Annotated in this window: 23 protein-coding genes; 11 read left to right on the forward strand and 12 right to left on the reverse strand. The window is 72.2% G+C overall.

Annotated elements, in window-relative coordinates; genetic code table 11:
* Nucleotides 1-78: 78 nt before the first annotated feature.
* The 4 genes from ACIQ5Y_RS24105 to ACIQ5Y_RS24120 form a co-directional block, all read right to left on the reverse strand.
* Nucleotides 79-243, reverse strand: coding sequence for a hypothetical protein (locus ACIQ5Y_RS24105; RefSeq protein ID WP_403884005.1), 165 nt, complete (start codon nt 241-243; stop codon nt 79-81).
* A 252-nt stretch (nt 244-495) separates the two neighbouring features.
* The gene (locus tag ACIQ5Y_RS24110) at nt 496-954 is read right to left on the reverse strand and encodes a hypothetical protein (RefSeq protein WP_403884008.1); all 459 of its coding nucleotides are present in this window, start codon (nt 952-954) and stop codon (nt 496-498) included.
* Entirely contained in the window at nt 954-1,124 is a 171-nt protein-coding gene (locus ACIQ5Y_RS24115; protein ID WP_403884011.1) for a hypothetical protein, read from the reverse strand. The genes ACIQ5Y_RS24110 and ACIQ5Y_RS24115 overlap by 1 nt, the downstream gene beginning before the upstream one ends.
* 710 nt (nt 1,125-1,834) lie before the next feature.
* On the reverse strand, nt 1,835-2,425 hold the full coding sequence (locus ACIQ5Y_RS24120) for a GNAT family N-acetyltransferase (protein WP_403884015.1): 591 nt from the start codon (nt 2,423-2,425) through the stop codon (nt 1,835-1,837).
* 137 nt (nt 2,426-2,562) lie between these two features.
* On the opposite strand from ACIQ5Y_RS24120, the gene ACIQ5Y_RS24125 reads away from it, so the two are divergent.
* Nucleotides 2,563-3,018, forward strand: a complete 456-nt coding sequence (locus ACIQ5Y_RS24125) for a hypothetical protein (protein WP_403884018.1) — start codon at nt 2,563-2,565, stop codon at nt 3,016-3,018.
* Nucleotides 3,019-3,110: 92 nt separating this feature from the next.
* A complete protein-coding gene (locus ACIQ5Y_RS24130; RefSeq protein ID WP_403884021.1) occupies nt 3,111-3,686 on the forward strand; it encodes a ferredoxin in 576 nt (191 codons plus the stop codon).
* A 98-nt stretch (nt 3,687-3,784) separates the two neighbouring features.
* Here the strand turns inward: ACIQ5Y_RS24130 and ACIQ5Y_RS24135 are convergent, their stop codons facing one another.
* Nucleotides 3,785-4,708, reverse strand: a complete 924-nt coding sequence (locus tag ACIQ5Y_RS24135; protein ID WP_403884023.1) for a LysR family transcriptional regulator — start codon at nt 4,706-4,708, stop codon at nt 3,785-3,787.
* A gap of 149 nt (nt 4,709-4,857) precedes the next feature.
* Here ACIQ5Y_RS24135 and ACIQ5Y_RS24140 point away from each other — a divergent pair, with 149 nt between their 5' ends.
* From ACIQ5Y_RS24140 to ACIQ5Y_RS24150, 3 genes are all read left to right on the forward strand, one after another.
* Nucleotides 4,858-5,910, forward strand: a complete 1,053-nt coding sequence (locus tag ACIQ5Y_RS24140; RefSeq protein ID WP_403884026.1) for a YncE family protein — start codon at nt 4,858-4,860, stop codon at nt 5,908-5,910.
* A gap of 139 nt (nt 5,911-6,049) precedes the next feature.
* On the forward strand, nt 6,050-6,967 hold the full coding sequence (locus tag ACIQ5Y_RS24145; RefSeq protein WP_403884029.1) for a DUF6891 domain-containing protein: 918 nt from the start codon (nt 6,050-6,052) through the stop codon (nt 6,965-6,967).
* A gap of 112 nt (nt 6,968-7,079) precedes the next feature.
* A complete protein-coding gene (locus tag ACIQ5Y_RS24150) occupies nt 7,080-7,820 on the forward strand; it encodes a class I SAM-dependent methyltransferase (protein ID WP_403884032.1) in 741 nt (246 codons plus the stop codon).
* 62 nt (nt 7,821-7,882) lie between these two features.
* On the opposite strand, the gene ACIQ5Y_RS24155 is transcribed toward ACIQ5Y_RS24150, so the two are convergent.
* The gene (locus ACIQ5Y_RS24155; protein ID WP_403884035.1) at nt 7,883-8,329 is read right to left on the reverse strand and encodes a DUF1772 domain-containing protein; all 447 of its coding nucleotides are present in this window, start codon (nt 8,327-8,329) and stop codon (nt 7,883-7,885) included.
* Between the two features lie 91 nt (nt 8,330-8,420).
* Here ACIQ5Y_RS24155 and ACIQ5Y_RS24160 point away from each other — a divergent pair, with 91 nt between their 5' ends.
* Nucleotides 8,421-8,999, forward strand: a complete 579-nt coding sequence (locus ACIQ5Y_RS24160; RefSeq protein WP_403884038.1) for a TetR/AcrR family transcriptional regulator — start codon at nt 8,421-8,423, stop codon at nt 8,997-8,999.
* 268 nt (nt 9,000-9,267) lie between these two features.
* Here the strand turns inward: ACIQ5Y_RS24160 and ACIQ5Y_RS24165 are convergent, their stop codons facing one another.
* The 4 genes from ACIQ5Y_RS24165 to ACIQ5Y_RS24180 form a co-directional block, all read right to left on the reverse strand.
* The gene (locus ACIQ5Y_RS24165) at nt 9,268-9,699 is read right to left on the reverse strand and encodes a hypothetical protein (protein WP_403884041.1); all 432 of its coding nucleotides are present in this window, start codon (nt 9,697-9,699) and stop codon (nt 9,268-9,270) included.
* A gap of 47 nt (nt 9,700-9,746) precedes the next feature.
* Complete coding sequence (locus ACIQ5Y_RS24170) at nt 9,747-10,127, reverse strand: hypothetical protein (protein ID WP_403884044.1); 381 nt, start codon at nt 10,125-10,127, stop codon at nt 9,747-9,749.
* Between the two features lie 104 nt (nt 10,128-10,231).
* Nucleotides 10,232-10,630, reverse strand: a complete 399-nt coding sequence (locus ACIQ5Y_RS24175) for a VOC family protein (protein ID WP_403884047.1) — start codon at nt 10,628-10,630, stop codon at nt 10,232-10,234.
* Between the two features lie 136 nt (nt 10,631-10,766).
* A complete protein-coding gene (locus ACIQ5Y_RS24180) occupies nt 10,767-12,395 on the reverse strand; it encodes a N,N-dimethylformamidase beta subunit family domain-containing protein (protein ID WP_403884050.1) in 1,629 nt (542 codons plus the stop codon).
* A 114-nt stretch (nt 12,396-12,509) separates the two neighbouring features.
* Between ACIQ5Y_RS24180 and ACIQ5Y_RS24185 the strand changes: the two genes are divergently transcribed.
* The 3 genes from ACIQ5Y_RS24185 to ACIQ5Y_RS24195 all read left to right on the forward strand — a co-directional run bounded on the left by ACIQ5Y_RS24185 (nt 12,510) and on the right by ACIQ5Y_RS24195 (nt 15,511).
* Complete coding sequence (locus tag ACIQ5Y_RS24185; RefSeq protein ID WP_403884052.1) at nt 12,510-13,418, forward strand: hypothetical protein; 909 nt, start codon at nt 12,510-12,512, stop codon at nt 13,416-13,418.
* A 177-nt stretch (nt 13,419-13,595) separates the two neighbouring features.
* Nucleotides 13,596-14,543, forward strand: a complete 948-nt coding sequence (locus ACIQ5Y_RS24190; RefSeq protein ID WP_403884055.1) for an aldo/keto reductase — start codon at nt 13,596-13,598, stop codon at nt 14,541-14,543.
* Complete coding sequence (locus ACIQ5Y_RS24195) at nt 14,540-15,511, forward strand: D-2-hydroxyacid dehydrogenase family protein (RefSeq protein ID WP_403884058.1); 972 nt, start codon at nt 14,540-14,542, stop codon at nt 15,509-15,511. The genes ACIQ5Y_RS24190 and ACIQ5Y_RS24195 overlap by 4 nt, the downstream gene beginning before the upstream one ends.
* Before the next feature lie 28 nt (nt 15,512-15,539).
* Here ACIQ5Y_RS24195 and ACIQ5Y_RS24200 read toward each other — a convergent pair whose 3' ends face one another.
* Together ACIQ5Y_RS24200 and ACIQ5Y_RS24205 are read right to left on the reverse strand one after the other, a co-directional pair.
* Nucleotides 15,540-16,427 (reverse strand): ABC transporter permease, encoded by an 888-nt coding sequence (locus tag ACIQ5Y_RS24200; RefSeq protein WP_403884061.1) that lies wholly within the window; start codon nt 16,425-16,427, stop codon nt 15,540-15,542.
* Nucleotides 16,424-19,189: an alpha/beta fold hydrolase gene (locus ACIQ5Y_RS24205; RefSeq protein WP_403884064.1), complete on the reverse strand. Its 2,766-nt coding sequence runs from the start codon at nt 19,187-19,189 to the stop codon at nt 16,424-16,426. The genes ACIQ5Y_RS24200 and ACIQ5Y_RS24205 overlap by 4 nt, the downstream gene beginning before the upstream one ends.
* A gap of 164 nt (nt 19,190-19,353) precedes the next feature.
* Here ACIQ5Y_RS24205 and ACIQ5Y_RS24210 point away from each other — a divergent pair, with 164 nt between their 5' ends.
* Together ACIQ5Y_RS24210 and ACIQ5Y_RS24215 are read left to right on the forward strand one after the other, a co-directional pair.
* Nucleotides 19,354-20,886 (forward strand): ATP-dependent DNA ligase, encoded by a 1,533-nt coding sequence (locus tag ACIQ5Y_RS24210; RefSeq protein ID WP_403884066.1) that lies wholly within the window; start codon nt 19,354-19,356, stop codon nt 20,884-20,886.
* A 61-nt stretch (nt 20,887-20,947) separates the two neighbouring features.
* Nucleotides 20,948-21,700: a hypothetical protein gene (locus ACIQ5Y_RS24215; RefSeq protein ID WP_403884069.1), complete on the forward strand. Its 753-nt coding sequence runs from the start codon at nt 20,948-20,950 to the stop codon at nt 21,698-21,700.
* The last annotated feature ends 34 nt before the right edge of the window (nt 21,701-21,734 follow it).

Consider the following 21,734-nt stretch of genomic DNA (forward strand, 5'->3'; position numbering starts at 1 on the left):
GCCCGCCGAGTAGGCGCGCGATGACGCTCCCGTAGGGGAGGGCCGGGAGCGTCATCGGCATCGGTCAGGCGGTTGGCGTCACCCGACCTCGTCACGCTCCCAACGCGCCAGGATCTCGGCCACGCGCGGGTACCGCTCAAGTAGCTCGGCGTCACTCATGTCCGCGTCGGCTCCCCCGAGGACTGCTCGGATGGGGGTGCCGTCGGACAGGGTCATCACTCTGGTGCGGTACTCGTCGACCATGGAGCCTCCAGCGTTCGTTCGGCTGAGGCGCCCACGATCCGCCTGGCACATGCCTACGTCAACCCCTCCGGAATGGATCGTTCCAGGAGCGGCGCAGAACGTTCACGTGTCCTGCGTCGGGTCTTCGCGCAGCCCGCGGAACGCCCCCTCGTACCCCCCCGCCCGGCCTCATCGGACCGATCGCACCGGCACCCGGACGCGGGTAATGCGCGCTGATCACCCTGGGTTGGGGTGAGTGTGGCAGTGGGTCTGTCAGCCGCCCAGAATCCGCAGTACTGGCCCCGGTCCGGATTGTGCGTCGTTCCATCCTCCGGACGAGAGCGCATGGGGGGCCTCGTGGAGGATCCGTTTGAAGATTTCCTCGCCTGCTTCGTCGTCGAGCGGCCCTTCCCCGCCGGCTGCGGCTCGGATGGCGCCGAGGAGGCAGTAGCCGGTGTCGGGGCTGCCGAGGTAGCGGCGGATCCATCCGTGAGTACGGATGAGGCGGGCCGCCTCGGCGAAGACTTCGTCGACGGTGTTCGGCCGGTGGCGGGTTGCAGGTACGGGGTCGACGAGGATCTCGGGGATGCCGATCGGGGCGGTACGGACGTCCATGGCGAGGCCGGCGCGGCCGAGGCGGTCGTCCATGGCCAGGCCGGTCAGGGCGAGGCGCCCGTCGAGGGCAAGGGGTGCGGCCATCTCCTTCGTGGCGGCGGCAACGGTGAGGGGCATCAGCGCCGCCCGGCCTTGCGGTCGGCGCCGTAGCGGCGCCTCGGCTCGGCGCGGCAGTCGGGGCCAGGGTCGGAGGCGTGCGGGATTCCGGGCGGCGGGACGTCGTGGACGGTCTTGCCCTTGCCGGTCCATCGGGCTTCGCGGCGTCGGGTGGTCCAGCTCTGACACATGATCTCTCCTTCGTTCAGTTCATCCTGGTTTGTCCGCCCGATCGGCGCAGCTCGGCGCTGCTCCGGTACAGGTCAGGGGTTGCTCAGGATGTGCTCGGGTGCCGTTCGCCGAGCGCGGCGAGCAGGCGGCGAGCGGGGTCTGACCTGCGGTGGAGCAGGGAGAGCAGAGCTCGATCAAGGGTGTGATCTGCGCATGTCAGGCGCTGGTGAGCATGTCCCGCTTGCAGCCGTGGGGGTTCTACAGACCGTCGATCGCGCCGATGGGAGTCGGGTCGCCGACGCCGGCGGCAGGCATCTTGGCCTTCTGCTCGTCGACGGTCAGGTGCATGGCCTCGGCCCGGCGCTCGGTCCGCATCCGGTCGATAGACGGCCTGCTGCCCAACGAAATTCGGCCGTCCGGCGGAGGGGCATGGTGATCTCTCCGCGCTCGTCCTCATCCAGGTCGAAGGACCGGGCCAGGTCGGTGACGCCCGCGAAGGCTGTGACGAGCCGGCCGAGCCCTGGCCTCGGCGGATCGAACCCACTTGCGTTGCGTCCCGCTCCTGCCTGTCCCGCACCAAGGACGGCGTTGGACTGAGTGGCGTTCTAGACGAGCACCGCCCACTTGCCGCCGCGGTTCATGCTCAGAGCCTGCGGGACCACGTCAACCTCGGGGCTTCGCCGGGGCATCGGGCGCCGGCGGGGCGAGCGCTTGCCTGTGGCCCTCGCCGTCAACGGGCCTCCGAGGCCGCTTGATCCGTTTGATCCGGGTGATCCGCCTGTTCGCGGGTCAGCCGCCACACCTGCTCTTCTCCCGTCCCGGCCGTGCTCCTTCGCTCGGCGGGCCGGCGTAGGAGTTCGTGGAAGCCGAGCCGCGCCGGGACCGCGCCGCTCGCGCGGTTGGCCGGGTCGTGAACGACCTCGACGTAGTCGACGCCGGGGAAGCGGAAGGCCTGGTCGACCAGGGCGCGCACGGCCCGGGTGACCACGCCGCGGCCGGTGGCCGCCGGGTGCAGCCAGTACCCCAGCTCGCGGCCGTTCTCCGGACCGCCCTCGCGCAGGAACAGCTGGCAGGCGCCCACGATGGCTCCGCTCAGCACGATGGCGTAGGTGAATTCCCGACCGCTCTCCCAGGCCTCGTGGCGTCGGCCCAGGAACTCGGTGGTGTCGCCCCGGCTGTGCCCGGCAACGAACACCATCCAGGGGCGCAGATGCTCCAGTGATTCCTCGATGACCCTGGCCAACTCCGCTACGTCCGCCTCTCGGTCGAAGCGACGAAGTGTCAGATCACCCAGTTCGATCACCTGCTGCGGAAGGTCCATGCGCGGAGCATCGACCCCGACGACCTCCGACGGCAAACGGAGGTGATGCCGGTGACATCCAGGGTCGCCTATTCTGAACGCGTTCAGTCAATCATGGGGCGGGGTGGGGGATGGCGATGAGGAATACAGCGGGGCGGTTGGCGGCTCTCGTCGCCGCATTGGCGTGGGCCTGTTCGGGCTGCGCCAATGCGGGTGGAGAAGCGGCCTGGATCGATCAGACCGAGCTCGTGGGCGAGTGGAGCAATCCCGGAGGTGCCAGTCTGCATCTGGGTGCGGACCGGGTCGTGTCGGGACGGAGTCTGCACAGTGCGATGCTGGGCGGCACGCGGTGCCCCGACGCGATGGAGGGGCACTGGAGCTTCTACAGTCCCGTCGAAGGCCATATCACTTACGTCGATGCCGCGTTCACCAGCGGCGACCACGTAAACCTGGCCGTCAAGGGCGAGGCCAGGCCGTGCGGCCTGTCGGCGTTGATCCGGCGAAACGGGCAGGGGATCAACCTCTGTCTGGTGGAGGACCCCGATTCCGATTGCTCGGCCGAAGAGCTGCTGCACCGAGTGCCATCGACGTCGCCGGTACGGACACCGAACTGACTCCCGCAGGGGGTATCGCGGACGTAGCCGGTCCCGGGGCCGCCGCCGGATTCAGGGCCGGCGCCTGCGAGGGCCGACCATACGATGACCGCATGACGCTCTACTTCGATGCGGCGGCCGCCCTGTTCGAGGCCCACCCGAGTTACACGGGCCGGTGGGAGGACCGCCTTTGGCTCAACGTGCCTGGGCCGGTGTACGGAGGCGAGACGGACAACTGCGGGACCGGGAGGCTCCAAGCGCCTCGCCATGTCCTCTACGGAGGCGACTACTTCGGTGAGTACGTCTACCGCCAGCCGAAGTCGCCCGACGAGGTCCAGGACGTGCTCATGGCCATCGAAGAGGAGCCGTTCGGTGGCTACAACTGCGACGGCGACCAGCGGTGGACACCGCAACTGGTCCGGGAGTGGTGGCGTGACCGCGGGCGAGTCCTGGAGTACCTGGTGGACCAGGCGCATGAGTGGGGGCGCTTCGACGCGTGGATGCCCAGCCAGTGCGTGGTGGAGGGCGTCCGCGACTTCGCGGCCTACATCGAAGGCGGCGCGGACGCCGGGAGCCTGGAGGCGGACCTCCGGGTCTACCTCTACTGGCTTGAGGAGCGCCGCTCTCCCGCGCCGGGCGACGTGCTGCCCGATCTGGCTCCGGCGCGGGCTCCGCGCCGCCCGCTGTGATCTTCGGGATGCGAGGAGAGCGGTCCTTGCGCAGGCCGGTGGCGAATCCGCGGAGTTCGGGGAGGCGGCTGGTCCCGTACTGAGCCCCGGCCGTGCGGTCAGCCGGCAGTACGCGCCGTCGCCTCGCCGGGACCGGACGGGGCCAGGACGGCGGAGGCGAGGTGGTCGCGGAACCAGCGGTGTGCCGGGTCGGCGGAGTTGCGGGGGTGCCAGGCCATCCCGAGGTGCAGGGGTTCCAGGTCCAGGGGGACGGGGAACGTCCGCAGGCCCATGGCCGAGATGGTGTCGGGGAGCCAGTCGGCCAGGCTGAGCGCGACGAGGTCCGTGTCGCGGGCGAGCATCATCGCGCTCGTGTGGCTGGGTACGACGACCGAGGTGCGGCGGCGCAGTCCGAGTTCCGCGAGGGCGGCGTCGATGGGCCCGAGGCGCTTGCCGAGCCGGGAGATGCCGATGTGGTCGGCTTCGGCGAAGCGGCGGGCGTCGATCCGCCCGTCGAAGAGGGGGTGTCCGCTGCGGGCGATGCCGACCAGCGGCATCCGGGCGAGCTGCCGGGTCCGGATCTCGGGGTCCAGGTGCCCCAGGACCCCCAGTTCGACGTCGATCCAGCCCTGCCGGAGCCCGGGGCCGCCCTCCACCGCCTCCGGCAGGAAGACGACGTCCACCTGCGGGGCCTCCGCGTGGATCCGTTCGGTGAGGCTCCCGGCCACGCCCACCAGGAGCAGGTCGGTGGCCTGCACCGTGAAGGTGCGCTGGAGGTGGACGGCGTCGAACCCGGCGCCGGGCCGCAGCACGCTGTCGCATCCGCGCAGCAACTCCGCCACCTCCTCGCGGAGTTCCGCGGCGCGTGGGGTCGGGACCAGACCCTGTCCGGCCCGGACCAGCAGCGGGTCGCCGACGGTGCGGCGCAGGCGCGCCAGGGTGCGGCTGACCGCCGCGGGCGAGGTGCCGAGGCGCTCGGCGGCGCGGGTCACGCTGTTCTCCTGGAGGAGCGCGTCCAGGACGCGCAGCAGGTTGAGATCCATGGACGGCCGACTCCTGAACCGCAGTTTTGCGTCTGAGGCAATGATTGGCTGTCAATCTTTGCATTGCTGCCGCATCCGCCTGCACCGGAGAGTGGAGACGTCCGCGAAGACGCGCGGCATTTCCCCTTCGCCCCGTTCAAGGAGCCCCTGTGCAGCAGTCCCCCCGTACCGGCCGGGAAGGCGATGTACTCGCCGTCGTCAGTCAGAGCGGACCGACGGTCTCGTTCTTCGACGCCGCGTCGGACCGCCACCTCGGCGACGTACACGTCCCCGCCGAACCCCACGAGTTGTGCTACGACCCGACACAGCGACTGCTGTGGTGCACGCTCACCTACCACTCGGGCTACTACCACGCGAACGGCGGCCGCCGCACCGAGCTGGCCGTCATCGATCCCGACAGCCGGCGCATCGTCGAGATCGTCGACCTCGCCCCCGAACACGGGCCGCACGGGCTGGCGCTGGACACCGCGCGCGGGCGGCTCTACGTCAGCGTGGAAAGCGGCCGGGACCGGCCCGGCGGCGTCGTGGTCATCGACACCCGGACTCGCCGGGCCCTGGGCAGGATCGACACGGACGCGCCCGGCCCGCACTGGTTCGCGATCGATCCGGCGGGACGGACGGGGTACGCCACCAACAAGGAAGCGCCGTTCGTATCCGTCGTGGACCTCGAACGGGGCGTCCTCACCGCGAAGGTCGAGGTCCCGGGCAGCGAGGGGCTCGCCGTCTCCGCCGACGGCGCCCACGCCTTCGTCGCCGCTCCGTACGGCAACTTCGCCGGCAGCGCCGAGGAGCGGCCGGCCGCCGGCATCCGCGTCATCGACCCGCGGACGGCGTCCGTCGTCGACACCCTGCCCGCGGACAACGTCATCCTGCCGGTGCACCTGACGTCGACGGGCAAACTCCTCGCGGGCGAGCTGCGCATGACGGCCGAGCCGGGGGCGCGACTCGGACGCCACGCACCGGGCCGCCTCACCGTGTTCAGCGCCGACACCCGCAAGCTGCTGGGCGAGGTCGAGGTCGGACTCTTCCCCCTGACCATCACCTCGTCCCCGGACGGCCGGCTCGGCTACGTGGCCTGCGTCGTCTCCTCCACCGTCGACATCGTCGACCTGGAGACGCTGGAGCGGCTGGCCCGTCTGGACATCGCCAAGCTCGGCGAGGCCGGCGCGCACGGCATGGCGTACGTGCCGCGCCGCGCTTGACCGTTCGAGGCGCGCCCCGTGGCCGACCGGCCGGATGAGCCGACAGGCCGGCGGCCGCGCGGCGCCGCCGAACGGCTCGGCCGCTTCGGCGCGGGACCGGGATCAGCCCGCTGTCAGAGGCGTGTGTCAGAGTCGGCGCATGTTCGAGATCGTGGTGAAGACGGAGAATCGGGAGCGGCACATCCGTGTGTCCGCCGAGGAGCTGCCCGGTCTGGTCCGCCGAATCGGCGGTGACCATGACCGGTTCCTGGTGGTGCAGCGCATACCCGACCTGCCCGACGTCTTCGCCCAGGTCTGGCACGAGGCCGGTGGCGACTACACGCTGGAATACCGCGACGGTGCCGCTGACCGGCACTTCCAGTCGACGGCCGACGGGCCCGAGGCCGTGATCGCGGCGATGGCGGGCTGGGCCCGGCAGGAGGCGGGATGGGCCGGCGGCCTGGCCTGGTCGCTGTTGGACACGGGCCCCGCCCGCGAGGTGCCTCCGCTCGACCTCGACGAGGAAGCGCGCGCGGAGTTGGAGGAGCACGTCCGGGAGGTGCTGGTCGGCGGCTACTCCTCCCGCTCGGAACTGGCGGAGCTCGCCGAGGAGTACCTGGTCACCGGGGACCGCCGGCCCGTCACGCGTGAGCAGGCGGAGGCGCTGGCCGACCGGTTGTGGCTGGAGCGGGTCGCGGAACAGGCCGGATGGCGCGGCGAGACCGACCCCGAGCGGCTCACCCGCGCGTTCACCGCCCTGGAGGAGACCGGTATCACCGCCCGCGAGAACTTCACCTGTTGCCGCAGCTGCGGCCAGTCCGAGATCGGCGGCGAAGGCGCCCCCGACGCCCGTGGCTTCGTCTACTTCCACACCCAGTGCACGGACTCCGCCGCGGCCGGCCATGGCCTGATGCTCTTCTACGGCGGCTTCGACGGCTCGTCGGAGACCACCGTGGCCATCGGCCACGAGGTCGTGGTCGCCCTCGAGGCGGTCGGCCTCCACACCGAGTGGAACGGCGACCCCGGTCGAGCCATCACCGTCACCCACCTGGCCTGGCGCCGGCGCTTGATCGGCTAGGGCCTGTCCGGCGGATCACGGGTCGAGCCCGAGCCGGGGCCGGACCGCGGCGAGGGCCGGCCCGGCCCTAATCGTGTTGACCCCTCCGGGTCGGCAGTGCTGGAGTCGGTACGTGGACAGCATCCCCGCCAACCGGCGGTTCTGGAACCGGATCAGCAGCGCCTACCAGCACGAGCACGACCCGCGAATCGGCGCCACACCCCGGCTGTGGGGCATGTACTCCATCCCCGACGCGCATCTGCGCGCCCTGGGCGACGTCTCCGGCAAGCGCGTCCTCGAACTCGGCTGCGGCGCCGGCCAGTGGTCCAGGGCGCTCGCCGCCGAGGGTGCCACCGTGGTCGGGTTCGACCTTTCCGAAGCCCAACTCGCCGCAGCGGCCCGCGCGATGGGTGCGGTCCGCTACCCGCTGGTGCAAGGCGCCGCCGAACGACTCCCCTTCGCCGCCGACAGCTTCGACCTGGTGTTCTGCGACTTCGGTGGGCTCAGCTGGGCGCCCCCGCACCTGGCCGTCCCGCAGGCGGCACGTGTCCTGAACCGGGGCGGGCGCCTGGTGTTCAACGTCGCCGGCCCGTGGTTCGAAACCTGCTACGACGAAGCCGCCGGCCGCGTGACCACGACGCTGCAGAAGGACTACTTCGGGCTGAACACCATCGCCGAGGACGACGGTGCGACCAGCTATCAGCTCACCTACGGCGACTGGGTCAGGGTCCTGCGCGGCGCGGGCCTCGTCATCGACGACCTCATCGAGCCGCGGCCCGAACTCGGAACACCCAACGGCTACAACGAAACCGACCCACCCGACTGGGCGCACCGCTGGCCGGCGGAACTGCTCTGGGTGAGCCACAAACCGTGAGCTCCGCCGCGACGAGAGGACCGTCGACGGCGGGGCTCGCGGGAGCGGCCGAGACCGCGGGCTCAGACGAGGGCGGCGACCAGCAGGGCGAAGGCGGCGATGATGACGGCGACGCGGACGTAGTGGTAGCGGTCCCAGCGGTTCATCTGCTCCTTCCAGTCCTCGGGCCGGTTCTCGGGGGTCCATGTCTTGCCCTGGTTGTTGATCGGGACGAGCAGCAGGACCGACATGATCACGCTCAGGATCAGCAGCGCGCCGGCGGTGACGACGAGGCCGGTGCCGTCGTGGTGCCATCCGGCGACGGCCCAGACCGCGGTGAGGACGAGCGAGGTGATGTACCAGACCGGCATCACGGCGCCGAGCATCCGGCCCCCGTGGGAGCGGGCGAGCTGGTCGCTGTCCTCGGGGAGTGCGCCGAAGATCCGGTTCATGACGAAGGCGACGGAGAACTCCACCCCCACCATCAGGCCGACGACCACCGTGGTGAACACCTCGAGTGCGTTGAGCATGATGACCCCTCCTGAGTTCTAGCATTGCTAGCTGATGAGGCAACGCTAGTACTACTGCCGCTCGATTGTCTAGCGGTGCTAGGATCGAATCATGTCGCTACAGGAACGCAAGCAGCGCGAACGGGCGGAGCGCGAGCGCCTCATCGTGGCCACGGCCCGCGAACTCGCCGAGCAGCAGGGCTGGGACGCGGTCACCACCCGTCGGCTCGCCGAGCGCATCGAATACAGTCAGCCCGTCCTCTACAGCCATTTCCGCGGCAAGCGCGAGATCATCGGCGCCGTCGCCCTCGAAGGCGCCGCCGAGATGGCCGTGGCGATGCGGGCGGCGACCTCCGCCGCGAGCGGGCCGCGTGAGCGGGTCGCCGCCCTGGCCCGCGCCTACCTCGACTTCGCCGAGCGCAATCCCGCGGTCTACGACGCCTTGTTCCAGCTCGACGGTGGCCTGGCGTACGCGCGGGAGGACACCCCGGAGCCGTTGAAGGACGCCTTCGCCGCGCTGCTGGAGAGTCTGGGTGAGGTGGCCGGGGACGGCGTCCATCCGGGCATGTTCACCGAGGTCTTCTGGGCGTCCCTGCACGGGCTTGCGACTCTGACCCGGGCGGGACGGCTGCTGCCGGAGGGCGCCGCCCAGAGGGTGGAGCTTCTGGTGGACCGGCTCGCCGCGTTCTGACGCGTCTTCCCGTCGGGTACGCGGGCGGGCCCTCGGGCCCGCGCGCCGCAGCCGGTTTGAAATCCGGGGCCTCGGGACCGACCGGAACGGCGTCGTACGTGGCTCTGGCGGGCGTGGTTGGAGGAAGACCCCGAGCGGGCGGCAGCCGTCATCGACCGGATGGTCAAGGGCGCCGGCCGCGACCAGGACCTGTCCGCGCGGCCACGACCCACTCGGCGCCGCCATGGCGGCGTCCGACGTGGGCGCGGTCCGGCTGCGCCGTGAGTGTCTACGCGACCCGGCAGTAGACGCCCTGGCCCCGGCGTCGGGCGTGGCTGACGAGCGCAGCCAGGTCGTTCAGGATCACTTCGGCGATGTCGGCGCCGATGACCTCACCGTCATCGGCGCGCCGCGCGGCCCACGAATCGGCGGCATCCCGCAACTCGGTCCGCTCGGCGTCGGCGAGTGCGGCAGTCAGACGGGGCGAGATCGCGAAAATGACGGGCCCGTCGTCGTCCTCGTCGGCGACCGTACGAGGCTCGCCGGCTTCGACGAGGTCCTCGAAGCCGCCGCCTGCAAGGAGGCACTCCCACTCGACCACAGCCTCTTCGGGGTCGAAGTTGCCGAAGGAGAGCGACTCGGCGCGTCCCGGCCCGGTCCGAAGGAACGAAGCCGCGGACATGTCGTCCGGCGCCGCGAAGAATTCAACGATGGTGCTCACCCGCGCATCATGCCCGACCGCCTCCGGCGGGTGTGCCGGTCACAGCACTAGCTGGTCATCACGTAGAGCGCCAGCGCGATCGGTGCGGGGCAGGCCAGGGCGCCCAGGAGCGTGAAGCGGGCCTCGCGCGACAGGCGGCGGATGCCGGGGGCGAAGTACAGCAGGGTGAGCAGCCCGCCCGCCCCGGCGAGCACGATCACCGGCCAGAGCAGCAGCTCGGTCACGTCCGCTCCGGAGGAGGCACTCCAGACGGCGATCATCAGCACGAAGAACGCGATGAGGGAGAGCGCGGAACACGTGATGCCCCACAGGACCGCGGCCGCCACCGCGAGCGACTTGTTCGTCCGGGCGGGCGCGGGGGCCGGCGCGGAGGCGTACAGGGCTGCGTACGCGGCGGAGTTCATGGGGGTGGGGTTCGGGGCGGACATGGCCGGTGGCTCCCTGCTGGTGACTGACCTGCGGTGACGCACCCAGTCTGTGGGACCGCCGGCGGTGGGGGATGAGTGCGGGTACTCATCCCCCGGGGGGTGACCTACTCGGTCACGCCCTCCTGATAGCCGTACGGGCGGGTGATGATCTCCATCCCGTGCCCGCTCGGATCCGTGAAGTAGACCCCGCGGCCCCCGTCGTTGTGGTTGATCTCGCCGGGGAGCCTGCCGTGCGGGTCGGCGAAGTACGGGACCCCCGCCGACCTGATCTTCTCGAACGCGGCGCTGAATTCCTCCTCGGAGACGAGGAACGCGTAGTGCTGCACGGTGATGGACCCGGCCGGGATGGTCGCGAAGTCCAGGGTGACGCCGTTGGCGGTTTCGACGGGGATGAAGGGTCCCCACTCCGTCCCGACCTCGAGGCCGAGGACGTGCGCCAGGAATTCGGCGGACTCCCGGTTGTCACGGGAGTGGATGATCGTGTGGTTCAGTTCGACCGACATGAGTGAATGCCTCCGAAAGGCACGTCACGGGCACCTCCATGCCTCACCCGGTCGGTGACCGACACGCGATGCCGTGATCGCGATCCTATGCGTGCCGTTCGGATGAGTCCACCGGATTCCGGCCGGGCCCCAGGTGTCACGAACCTCCGTACACCGCCTTGACGTTGTCCTGCGCAGGATGCGTCCGGCCCGCCGGGCCCGCCGCGAAGACCCGCAGGAGGTTCTCCGTCACGCGGGTCGTCAGGGCACCGGAGCGGGCGTCGAGGCCGTGGTTGCGGCCGCTGCGGCCGTCGCCCGTCGCGTCCAGGGCCTCCACCCACCGCATCGTCCCGGTCGCGAAGACCCCCGCCCCGCCGGTCGTCGTGTAGTACGCGGTGTCCTGGTGGCTCGGACGGCCGTCGCACACCACGGGGGAGTGCGCCAGTATCTCGATCGGCCGGGGCGTCGGGAACCCGGTGTTCACCTTGTCGTACTCCACCCCCACCAGGTGCTCGAAGCGGTCGCCCGCCTTCGCGCCGGTGCCCTCGAACAGCCAGTGGCCGGGGTTCGTCACCACGTACGGGGCGTCCACCGGGTAGCCGTCGTAGATCACGCCGAGCAGGGAGCTCTCCGGATCCGCGCCGGGCGGCGAGCGGAAGTCGACGGTCGCCGGGTGTCCGCGTTTGATCGCCGGATCCTGGTCGTAGGAGGACTTGTAGCAGACCACCGTACGGTCCGGGCCGAGGTCGGAGGCTTCGAGGCGGATCCGCCGGAAGCAGCAGTTCGCCCCGAGTACCGCGAGGTTGGTGCCCGCGTCGCGCGCTGCCGTGATGTGCGCCCGCTGCTCCGGCGACCAGTACTCGTCGTGCCCGAGCGAGAGGACCGCCGTCGCACCCTCCAGCAGCCGCTTCTCCCGCGCCACGTCGGTGGTGGTCGCATAGGCGAGGGGTATGCCGAGCCGCTCGGCGAGCGCGATCAGCGGGGCCTCGTACACCAGGAACAGTCCGGCGCCGTCGTCGTAGTCGTACGGCCGGTCGAAGGTCACCGCGAGGGAGCGCGAGGCGTACCCGCCGCTGGGGCCGTCGTAGCTGCTGTAGCCGCCCCACTTGTTGTACGCCTGCCAGGTGGCCACGGCGTTGACCACGACCGTGCGGCCGGCCGTCGACGCCGACCGAACCGTCACCGGTACGAAGCGCTGCCCCTCGCCGCCCTGTGCGTCGAGCCTCAGCAGGTAGCTGCCTTCCGGCCAGTCCTTCGTCTCGACCGTCGTGGAGCGGGCCCAGCGCGTGCGGACCATCCGGGTCCCCGAGTCCACGGTGTGCTCCGGCTGCCGCACCCCCGGCAGCGCCTCGGAACGCCACACCAGCCGTGCCCGGGCCCCGCCGTACCAGCCCATCCGGTAGGCGGACACGGTGAACCGGGGCGCCGTCGTCGACACGTACAGCCCGAAGGACTCGCCCGGCAGCACGCTGACCTCGTCCGCGAACCCCTCCACGGCGCGGTCCGGGCCGGCCTTGGTCACCGGCCAGTCGGCGTTGCCGGGGCGGGCGTTCTCGGCCTTCACGTCGAAGCCGTGCGGTGCGGTCGGCGAGGGCTTCCCGCTCGGAGTGCCGGACCCGCCGTGCCGGTCCCCGCCCTGCATTCCGGCGCTGCCGTCCCCGCCCGCGCAGCCGGAGACGGCCCCCAGCCCGGCCACCGTGGCCGCCCCCGTCGCGATCGCGAGGAACCGCCGCCTGACCGCCCCGTCACCGCTCCCGGGCAACCCGGCCATGTGCTCCTGATCCATGGAGGGCACGTTATGTCACGCTTCGAACTCGGATTCGACCGCCCCGTCCGTCGCCGCTGATCTACCCTGACAACCGGCAGTCCCGTACATCAACCGAGCCTGGGGGAACGCGAGATGACGTACGAAGGTGCACATGACCTGGGCCAGGTCCGGCAGCTGTGGCAACTGCTCGAACCCGTCCACGCGCTCGTCTACTTCGCGCCCGAGTCCTACGAGGAGGCCGGCGCCCTGGGATACGCCACCGACGACCGCTGGCCGATGTACTTCGCGTTCCGGGCCGCCCCGCTCGGCCCGGCCGACGCCGAGCTCGTGAACGCCCTCTTCTACAGCTTCAGCCCGCGCATGGTCCGGCACTACGCCGACCGGTCCTGGCAGTCCGCCCCGCCGGCCAGGGTCCTCGCGGCCCGGGCCGCCGCCACCGACCGCTCCCTGCGGGCCGCACTGGGGGAGCGCGCCGACTCCCCGGAACTCGCCGAAGCGGCAGCGCTCGCCCGCCGCGCGGCCGAGGCCGCCGTCACCGCCGGGCGCCCGCTGGCGGCGGCCAACGCCGCCCTGCCCTGGCCCGAGGCCCCGCACACGGTGCTGTGGCACGCGGCCACGATCCTGCGCGAGCACCGGGGAGACGGCCACCTCGTCGCCCTCCAGGCCCACCACCTGGATCCGGTCGAGTCCCTGGTCCTGCACGCCGGAGCCGGGGCCGCGCCGGCCGAGGCGTTCGAGAGCCGTCAGTGGTCCGCCGGCGAATGGCACTTGGCCCACCGCCGGCTCGCCGCCCGGAACCTCCTGACCGACGAAGGCGCGGCCACCGATGCCGGCATGGCGGTGCGCACCGCCGTCGAGAAGCTGACCGACGAACTCGCCGCGTCCCCGTGGTCCGCGCTGAGCGGCCAGGAAGCGGCCCGGCTCGCCGACCTGCTCCTCCCTCCGGTCCTGGACGTCGTGGCCACCGGTCTCCTGCCGTCCCAGAGCACGCTGGGCATCGGCATGAAGTACGACTACGCGGACTCGGATTCGGACTCGTAGTTCCGCAAAACCGGTGGTGTCCCGTGGTCGCTGCCGCGGGGAACCCCCGATCGCGATCCCGATGCGATCGATACGATCACTTCCGATCAACCGGTCACCGGGGCCGTGCCGAACCGGCCCGCCCGGACCGACCATTCGGTCGATCTTCTCTTGACGAGTGCGGAGGAACGAAATCACATGCGCCATCTCCCGCTGGGCCGTTCAGGCCTTCAGGTCTCCGCCGTCGGCCTCGGCTGCAACAACTTCGGCGGCCGCCTCGACGCCCGCGCCACCCGCGCCGTGGTCGACGCCGCCCTCGACGCGGGCATCACGCTCCTCGACACCGCCGACATCTACGGCGGACTCGGCGGCTCCGAGAGCCACCTCGGGCAGGCCCTCAAGGGCCGCCGTGACCAGGTCGTCCTCGCCACCAAGTTCGGTTTCTCCGGCATGGACATGAAGTACGGGCCCGCCGCCGGATCCCGGGGCGGGCGCGCCTACATCCGGCGGGCCGTCGAGGAGTCCCTGCGCCGCCTGGACACGGACCGCATCGACCTGTACCAGCTGCACAGCCCCGACCCGGCCACCCCCATCGCCGAGACGCTCGCCGCGCTCACCGAGCTCGTCACCGAGGGCAAGGTCCGCTACATCGGCCACTCCAACCTCTCCGGCTGGCAGCTCGCCGAAGCCGCCCACGTGGCCCGCGAGACCGGCGCGGCACCCTTCGTTTCGGCGCAGAACCAGTGGTCGCTGCTGGAGCGCTCGGCCGAACGCGAACTCGTCCCCGCGGCCCTGCACTACGGCGTCGGCGTGCTCCCGTACTTCCCGCTCGCCAACGGCCTGCTCACCGGCAAGATCCGCCGAGGTGCGCCCGTCCCGGCCGGCTCCCGCCTCGAAGGACGCGACGGCTACGTCACCGAGGAACGCCTCGACGTGGTCGAATCGCTCGCCGCCCTCGCGGAGAAGCACGGTCGGACCGTCCTCGAACTCGCGATCGGCTGGCTCTCCGCCCAGCCCGGTTGCGCCTCCGTCATCGCCGGGGCGACCTCCGCCGAGCAGGTGCGCGCCAACGCGGCCGTCGCCGACCGCCCGCTGGACGCCGAGCTCCTCGCCGAGATCGACGCCATCGCCCCGGCCGTCGCATGACCGGCGGCCCGCTGCTGCGCTGCGCGCTGATCGACGACTTCCAGGGCGTCGGTACGACGGCTGCCGACTGGTCTCCGCTCGCCGGACGCGTGGAGGTGGTGAGCTTCCCCGGGCACACCGACGACGAGGACGAACTCGTCGCCCGGCTGGCCGGCTTCGACATCATCGTCACCCTGCGCGAGCGCGTGCCGTTCCCCGGCTCGCTGCTCGACCGGCTGCCCCGCCTGCGCCTGCTCATCGCCTCCGGCATGCGCAATACCGTGATCGACTACGCGGCCGCCGCACGCAACGGCGTGACGGTCTGCGGTACGGTCAGCTCCTCCACCGCGCCCGTGGAACTGACCTGGGCCCTGCTGCTCGGCCTGGCCCGCGGCCTCGTGCAGGAGTCCACGGCCCTGCGCGACGGCGGACCCTGGCAGCAGACGGTCGGCGCCGACCTGCACGGGCGCAGGCTCGGTCTGCTCGGCCTCGGCAAGATCGGCAGCAAGGTCGCCCAAGTGGGGCTCGCCTTCGGCATGGACGTGGTGGCCTGGAGCGGCAACCTCACCAAGGAACGCGCCGACGAGGTGGGGGTCGCCCTCGCGCCCTCCAAGGAGGAACTGCTGGCGAGCAGCGACTTCGTATCCGTGCACCTCGTGCTCGGCGAGCGCACCCGCGGCCTGATCGGCGCGGCCGAGCTGGAGCTGATGCGGCCGACCGCCTACCTGGTCAACACCTCCCGGGCCGCCATCGTCGACCAGCAGGCGCTCCTCGCCGCCCTGCACACGGGCCGGATCGCGGGCGCGGGCATGGACGTCTTCGACATCGAGCCGCTGCCCGCCGACCACCCCCTGCGGACGGCGCCGCGCCTGCTCGCGACCCCGCACCTGGGGTACGTGACCCGCGACAACTACGCCACGTACTACGGCGAAGCCGTCGAGGACATCATCGCGTTCCTCGACGGCTCACCCGTACGACTGCTCGGCTAGCTCCGGACGGTTCTCCCGCTCGCGACGGTCACGAGACGATGTCCTTGCGGGAGAACCCCCGGAACGCCAAGGCGAACAGCACCAGCGCGTACGAGACCGACACCGCAGCCCCCTTGACCATCCCGCCCCACTCCAGGTGCGGCTGCAAGGCGTCCGCCCACGCGAACTGCCAGTGCGCCGGCAGGAACTCCCGCCAGGACCCGAGCGCCGTCACCGCGTCCAGCACGTTGCCGACGATGGTCAGCCCCACCGCACCGCCGACCGCGCCCAGCGGCGCGTCCGTCCGTGTGGACAGCCAGAACGCCAGCCCCGCCGTCACCAGCTGCGACACGAAGATGAACGCCACCACCAGCGCGAGCCTCGGCAGGGTGTCCCCGGCCGGCAGCACCCCGCCCGCCGGGAGCTTCAGCGGCCCCCACCCGTACGCGGCCGTCCCCACGGCGAGCGCCACCACCGGGAGCAGGACCATCGCCGCCAGGCTGAAGGCGAGCGCCACCACCAGCTTGCTCCACAGCAGCCGCGCCCTCGGTACGGGCGAGGCCAGCAGGTAGCGGAGCGAGGACCAACTGGCCTCCGACGCCACCGTGTCCCCGCAGAACAGCGCCACCGGCACCACCAGCAGGAAGCCGGCCGAGACGAACAGGCAGGTCGCCGCGAAGTTCGCCGCCGAAGCCGTGGCCGTGTCGATCAGGGTGATCCGGCCGTCACCGCCGCCCCGGCTGCCCGGACCGCCGCCGACCGCGAACGCGATCATCAGGATGAACGGCAGCGCGGCCAGCACCCCGCCCATCACCAGCGTCCGCCGCCGGCGCCACTGCCGCAGCGCCTCCACGCGCAGCGGCAGCGTACGGTTCGCCCGGTAGCCAGGAGCCACCTCCTGCGCCGGGCTCCGCCCCGGGCTCTGCACCGTGCTCATGCCGGACCTCCGATCAGGGTGAGGAACGCGTCCTCCAGTCGCCGGTGCGGACCCACTCCGGTCACCGGCACCTCCAGTCGGACGAGTTCGGCGATCAGCCCCGCGGCCGTCGCGCCTTCGAGCCGTACGAGCAGCCCGTCCTCGGTGGCCGCCACCGAACCCACTCCCTCCAGCGCCGCCACCTTCTCGACCCCCGCCTCGTCCACCGGCTCAGCCAGCGTCACCAGCAGGGTGTCCCCGCCGCCCGTGATCTCGGCGACCTCGCCCGCCGCCACCCGCCGGCCGCGGTCCATGACGACCAGGTGCGTACAGGACTGCTCCACCTCGGACAGCAGGTGGCTGGAGACGATGACCGTCCGTCCGCCCGCCGCGTAACGGATCATCACGTCCCGCATCTCCCGGATCTGCGGCGGGTCCAGGCCGTTGGTCGGCTCGTCGAGGATCAGCAGGTCCGGCATCCCGAGCATGGCCTGCGCGATCGCGAGGCGCTGGCGCATGCCCTGCGAGTACGTGCGCACCGCCCGCTCCAGCGCATCGCCGAGCCCGGCGATCTCCAGGGCCTCCGCCATGTGGGAGTCCTCGGTGGGCCGGCCGGTGGCCTGCCAGTACAGCTCCAGGTTGGCCCGCCCGGTCAGGTGGGGCAGGAACCCCGCGCCCTCCACGAAGGCCCCGACCCGCGACAGCACCGGCGCTCCGGCCCGCACCGCCTGCCCGAACACCCGGATCTCCCCGGCGTCCGGAGAGATCAGCCCCATCAGCATCCGCAGGGTGGTGGTCTTCCCGGCCCCGTTGGGCCCGAGCAGCCCCAGCACCTGCCCCTTCTCCACCCGGAAGGACAGGTCCCGCACCGCGTACCGGTCCTGCGACTTGGCGTACCGCTTCGTCAGACCGGTGATCTCCAGCGGTACGTCGGCCCGCGCGGCCTCCGGAGGCGGTGCGGCCGGGGTCCGGCCGGTCCGCCGGATGCCGAGCAGCGCCGCGGCCAGCGCGGCGGCGCCCAGCGGCAGCCCCCACGTCCAGGCGGGCAGCCCGGCCGCGGCGGTCCGCACCGCGGGGGCTTCGGGGACGGCCAGGGCGCTGCGCGCCGAGACCGTGTACGTGGCCGGCGCGGCCGGGGTCGCGTAGCCGAGGTCCGTCGCGGCGACCACCAGCCGCAGCCGGTGTCCCGCCGCCACGGAGTGGTCGATCGCGGGCAGCCGCAGCTCGACGTCCGTGCCCTGCTGCGCGTCCTCCACCCGTACCGGGGCGACGAGCTGACTGGGCAGCACCTGCTGGCGTCCGTCCGGCCCCACGTCGTACACCTTGCCGAACAGCACGGCCGATCCGTCCGCGGCCGTCGACCTCACGTTCAGGGTTACGGTCGGGGTCCCGGTGATCCGCAGCTCCCGGTCGAGGGGCTCCGATTCGAACCGGGCGTTCTGCCCGGGGAAGTCCAGCGAGAGACCGGCGCCGAGGGCCGAGAGCTGCCCGCCGATGCCGGGCAGCGAGGACAGCGCGGGGGGCGCCCCGCCCGCGGGATTGGCGAAGGTCTGCTCGCGTCCGGTCAGGGCGAACTCCCGCGGCCCGGAGGTCAGCCCGGGGTACTTCCCGCCGCTCGCGCCGCGCAGCTTCACCTCACCGTCGGTGGAGTCGATGCCGCCGGAGCGGGAGACCCGGAAGACCGGGCCGGTGTCCGCGCCCGCGTCCTCCTTGAGGTAGCGGTCGAACCATGCCTCGACCCGGGCCTCCACCCGGTCCGCCTCGCGCATCCCGCCGTCGTGGCCGCCGGCGGCCCAGTCCACGGACACGGGCGCGCCGTTCGCCGCGATGGCCTTGGCCATGGCGTCGGCCTGGTCCAGCGGGAAGAGGGAGTCGTCCTGGCCCTGCACGATCAGCGACGGCACCTTGATCCTGGCGCCCACGGCCGACGGGCTGCGCTGCTCCAGCAGGGCGCGCGCCTCCGGGTCCGGCTTCCCGGCCACCGCGACCCGTTCGTACATGGCGCACAGCTCGGGCTGGAAGCGGCCGCAGCCGGGGGCGGCGGGGGCGGCGCGGCCGTCCCGCGGCGCTCCCGCCAACTGCTGCATCCCGCCCGACGAGCCGGTGGTGAAGAAGATGCCGGACCACAGCTTCTTGAAGACGCCGCCGGGGAAGAGGGAGTCGGCGAGGTTCCAGTAGGTGATCTGCGGAGCGATCGCGTCCACCCGCCGGTCGTAACCGGCGGCGAGCAGCGACACGGCCCCGCCGTAGGAGGCCCCGGCGACGCCGACGCGCGGATCGCCCTCGGAGTCCAGGCGCACCTCCGGGCGGGCCGCGAGCCAGTCGACGAGCCGGGACACGTCCTTGACCTCGTACTCGGGGTCGTTCAGCCCGATCAGGCCGCCGGAGCGGCCGAATCCGCGCGCCGACCAGGTCAGGACGGCGTAGCCGTCGCGGGCCAACCGCTCGGCCTGCTCGCGGACGTCGTCCTTGCTGCCGCCGAATCCGTGCCCGAGGAGCACCGCGGGACGTTTCTCCCCGCCGCCGGTGGTGAAGTAGGAGATGTCGATCCCGACATCGCCGGTCTGCTGTCCGGGCGCGGCCTGATCGGGATTGGTCGAACCGGGCACGGTCGAACCGGGCACGGTCGAACCGGCCATGGGCAAGACGCGGTCCTCGCGGTGCACCGCCGGCCCGTCGTCGCCGCTCGCGGCCGACCACGTGCCGGCTCCCGCGACGACGACGAGGGCGGCGGCGCCCGCCAGCAGGCGGTCCCGGCGGCGCCGTGGCAATCGGAGCTTCATACGGGAACCCTAGACGCCCGGATGCCCCGCGCCCGAGCGCCCGAAGGGGGATGTCCAGCACTTCTCGAGGAGTACGCCGACCGCCGCGCGTACCGCGCCTGCGGTACGCGCCCGGTCCGCGCGTCCGACCTGCGGGGCGCGCCGGGCGGCGGGAGGATGGCCGCATGCTGCTGGCCGAGCTCGCCCGCGTGTCCCGGGAGGTCGCCGACACCTCCGCCCGCTCCCGGAAGACCGCCCTGCTCGCGGAGGTCTTCGCCGCCGCCCCGCCCGAGGAGGCCGGCCTGGTGATCTCCTACCTCGCCGGGCGCCTCCCGCAGGGCCGTCCGGGCATCGGCTGGCGCGCCCTCGCCCAGGAGACCGCCCCCGCCCGGGAGCCCGCCCTCACGGTGCTCGACGTGGACGGGGCCGTGACCGCGCTCGCCGCCGCCACGGGAACCGGGTCGCAGGCGGAGCGGCGCCGGATCATCGGAGCCCTGCTGGGCGCGGCCACCGAGGCCGAACAGGCGTTCCTGCGCAGCCTGCTCTCCGGGGAGGTGCGCCAGGGCGCGCTGGACGCGGTGGCCCTGGAGGGCGTGGCCGCGGCCGCCGGAGTACCGGCCACGGGCCTGCGCCGGGCGGTCATGCTCGACGGCTCGCTGCCCCGGGTCGCGCGGGCCGTACTGGCCCGGGGCGCGGGCGCGCTCGGCGAGTTCACCCTGCGCGTCGGGCAGCCCGTACAGCCCATGCTGGCCAACACCGCCGGATCGCTGGCAGAGGCCCTGGAGGCGCTGGGACCCTGCGCGGTGGAGGAGAAGCTCGACGGGATCCGGGTGCAGGTCCATCGCGAGCGGGACGACGTACGGGTGTACACGCGCTCCCTCGACGAGATCACCGACCGGCTCCCGGAGGTGGCGGAGCTGGCGCGGGAGCTGGAGGGCGAGCGGTTCATCCTCGACGGCGAGGTGATCGGGCTGGCACAGGACGGCCGCCCGGTCCCCTTCCAGGACATCGCGAGCCGGGTCGGCTCCCGCGTGGACGTCGCCGCGGCCCGCCGGACGCTCCCGGTCGTCCCCTTCTTCTTCGACGTCCTGGCCCGCGGCGAGGACGTACTGCTCGACCTGCCGGTCCGCGAGCGGTACTCGGCCCTGGCCGCCCTCGTGCCCGAGCACGCCCGGGTGCGCCGGCTGGTCGTGGAGGACGCGGCGGCGCAGGCGGCCGAGGCCGAGGAGTTCCGCGCCGAGACCCTGCGGCGCGGCCACGAGGGAGTCATGGTCAAGGCCCTCGACTCCACCTACGCGGCGGGCCGGCGCGGGAAGCACTGGCTGAAGGTGAAGCCGGTCCACACCCTCGACCTGGTGGTCCTCGCAGCGGAATGGGGCCACGGCCGGCGCACCGGACTGCTGTCGAACCTGCACCTGGGGGCACGGGCCGCCGACGGTACCTACGCCATGCTCGGAAAGACCTTCAAAGGACTCACCGACGAGATGCTGCGCTGGCAGACCGACGCGCTGCGCGCCCTCGCCACCTCCGACGACGGCTTCACCGTGCGGGTGCGGCCGGAGCTGGTCGTGGAGATCGCCTACGACGGCCTGCAGCGCTCCCCGCGCTACCCGGCGGGAGTGGCCCTGCGCTTCGCACGGGTGGTGCGCCACCGCCCGGACAAGACCGCGGCCGAGGCGGACACCGTGGACACCGTCCTGGCGGCCCACACCGGCTGATGCCCACCTCCCCGTCATGGCCGTCCCGTTCGGATCTCGCGAGGCTTGTCATACTTCCCGAATGGAGAGGGAAGCGGTGGAGGCGGCGCGGCGTTGGCTTGTCGATCAGGGCGTCCGCCAGGTGCGCGACGGATGGGTGAACGACGAGGAGCCGGACGTGCTGCTCACCGCCAACCAGGTGGCGCACTCCTGGGCCGACGGTGTGTTCGCCGAGGACCTGGACGCGGCCGACCGGTTGCGGCTGGCCTTCGGGCTGCTGGACCTCCTCGGCGAGTACTGGGTCACGTGCGAGATCCGGTTCGCGAACGAGCGCCCGGAGGACCCCCTGCCGGCCGACGTGCTGTGGGACGGCTACCGTCGGCGGCTGGAGGCGGAGGGGGACGCCGAAGCCGTCACCTACTCGTTGTGGGTGGACTGGTTCGAGGACCACACCACGTCCGAGAGGGCCTTCGCCGAAGTCCTCGGCGACGACATCGACCGGGTGGTGGCGGAGCGGTCGGAAGCCCTGCTCCGCAGGGCCCGTCGGGTCCTGGAGTGTTCGGGCCCGGTGCGCTGGACGGTGAAGGAGCCGACGTACCGCACCGCCATGCGGCTTCCCGCCCTGCACCCGGCCCTGTTCCGTGCTCTCCGGGCGAGCTTCCACGACCTCTACGGCGACCTGGACCCGGCTGCCGCACTGGCCCTGCTCGGCCGGCTGGAGCTCCCCGAGAACCCCCGGCACCTCGCCGAACTGCGCCACGTACTCGCCGCCGGGCACAAGAACCACTACCGCAGCCCCCGTGCCTGGGACGATGCGGTGCGCTCCTGCTCCTGAGCCGTGGGACTGGCAGACCGAAATCGCCGCGGAA

It is taken from the genome of Streptomyces sp. NPDC096339, assembly GCF_044762985.1.
Lineage (GTDB): Bacteria > Actinomycetota > Actinomycetes > Streptomycetales > Streptomycetaceae > Streptomyces.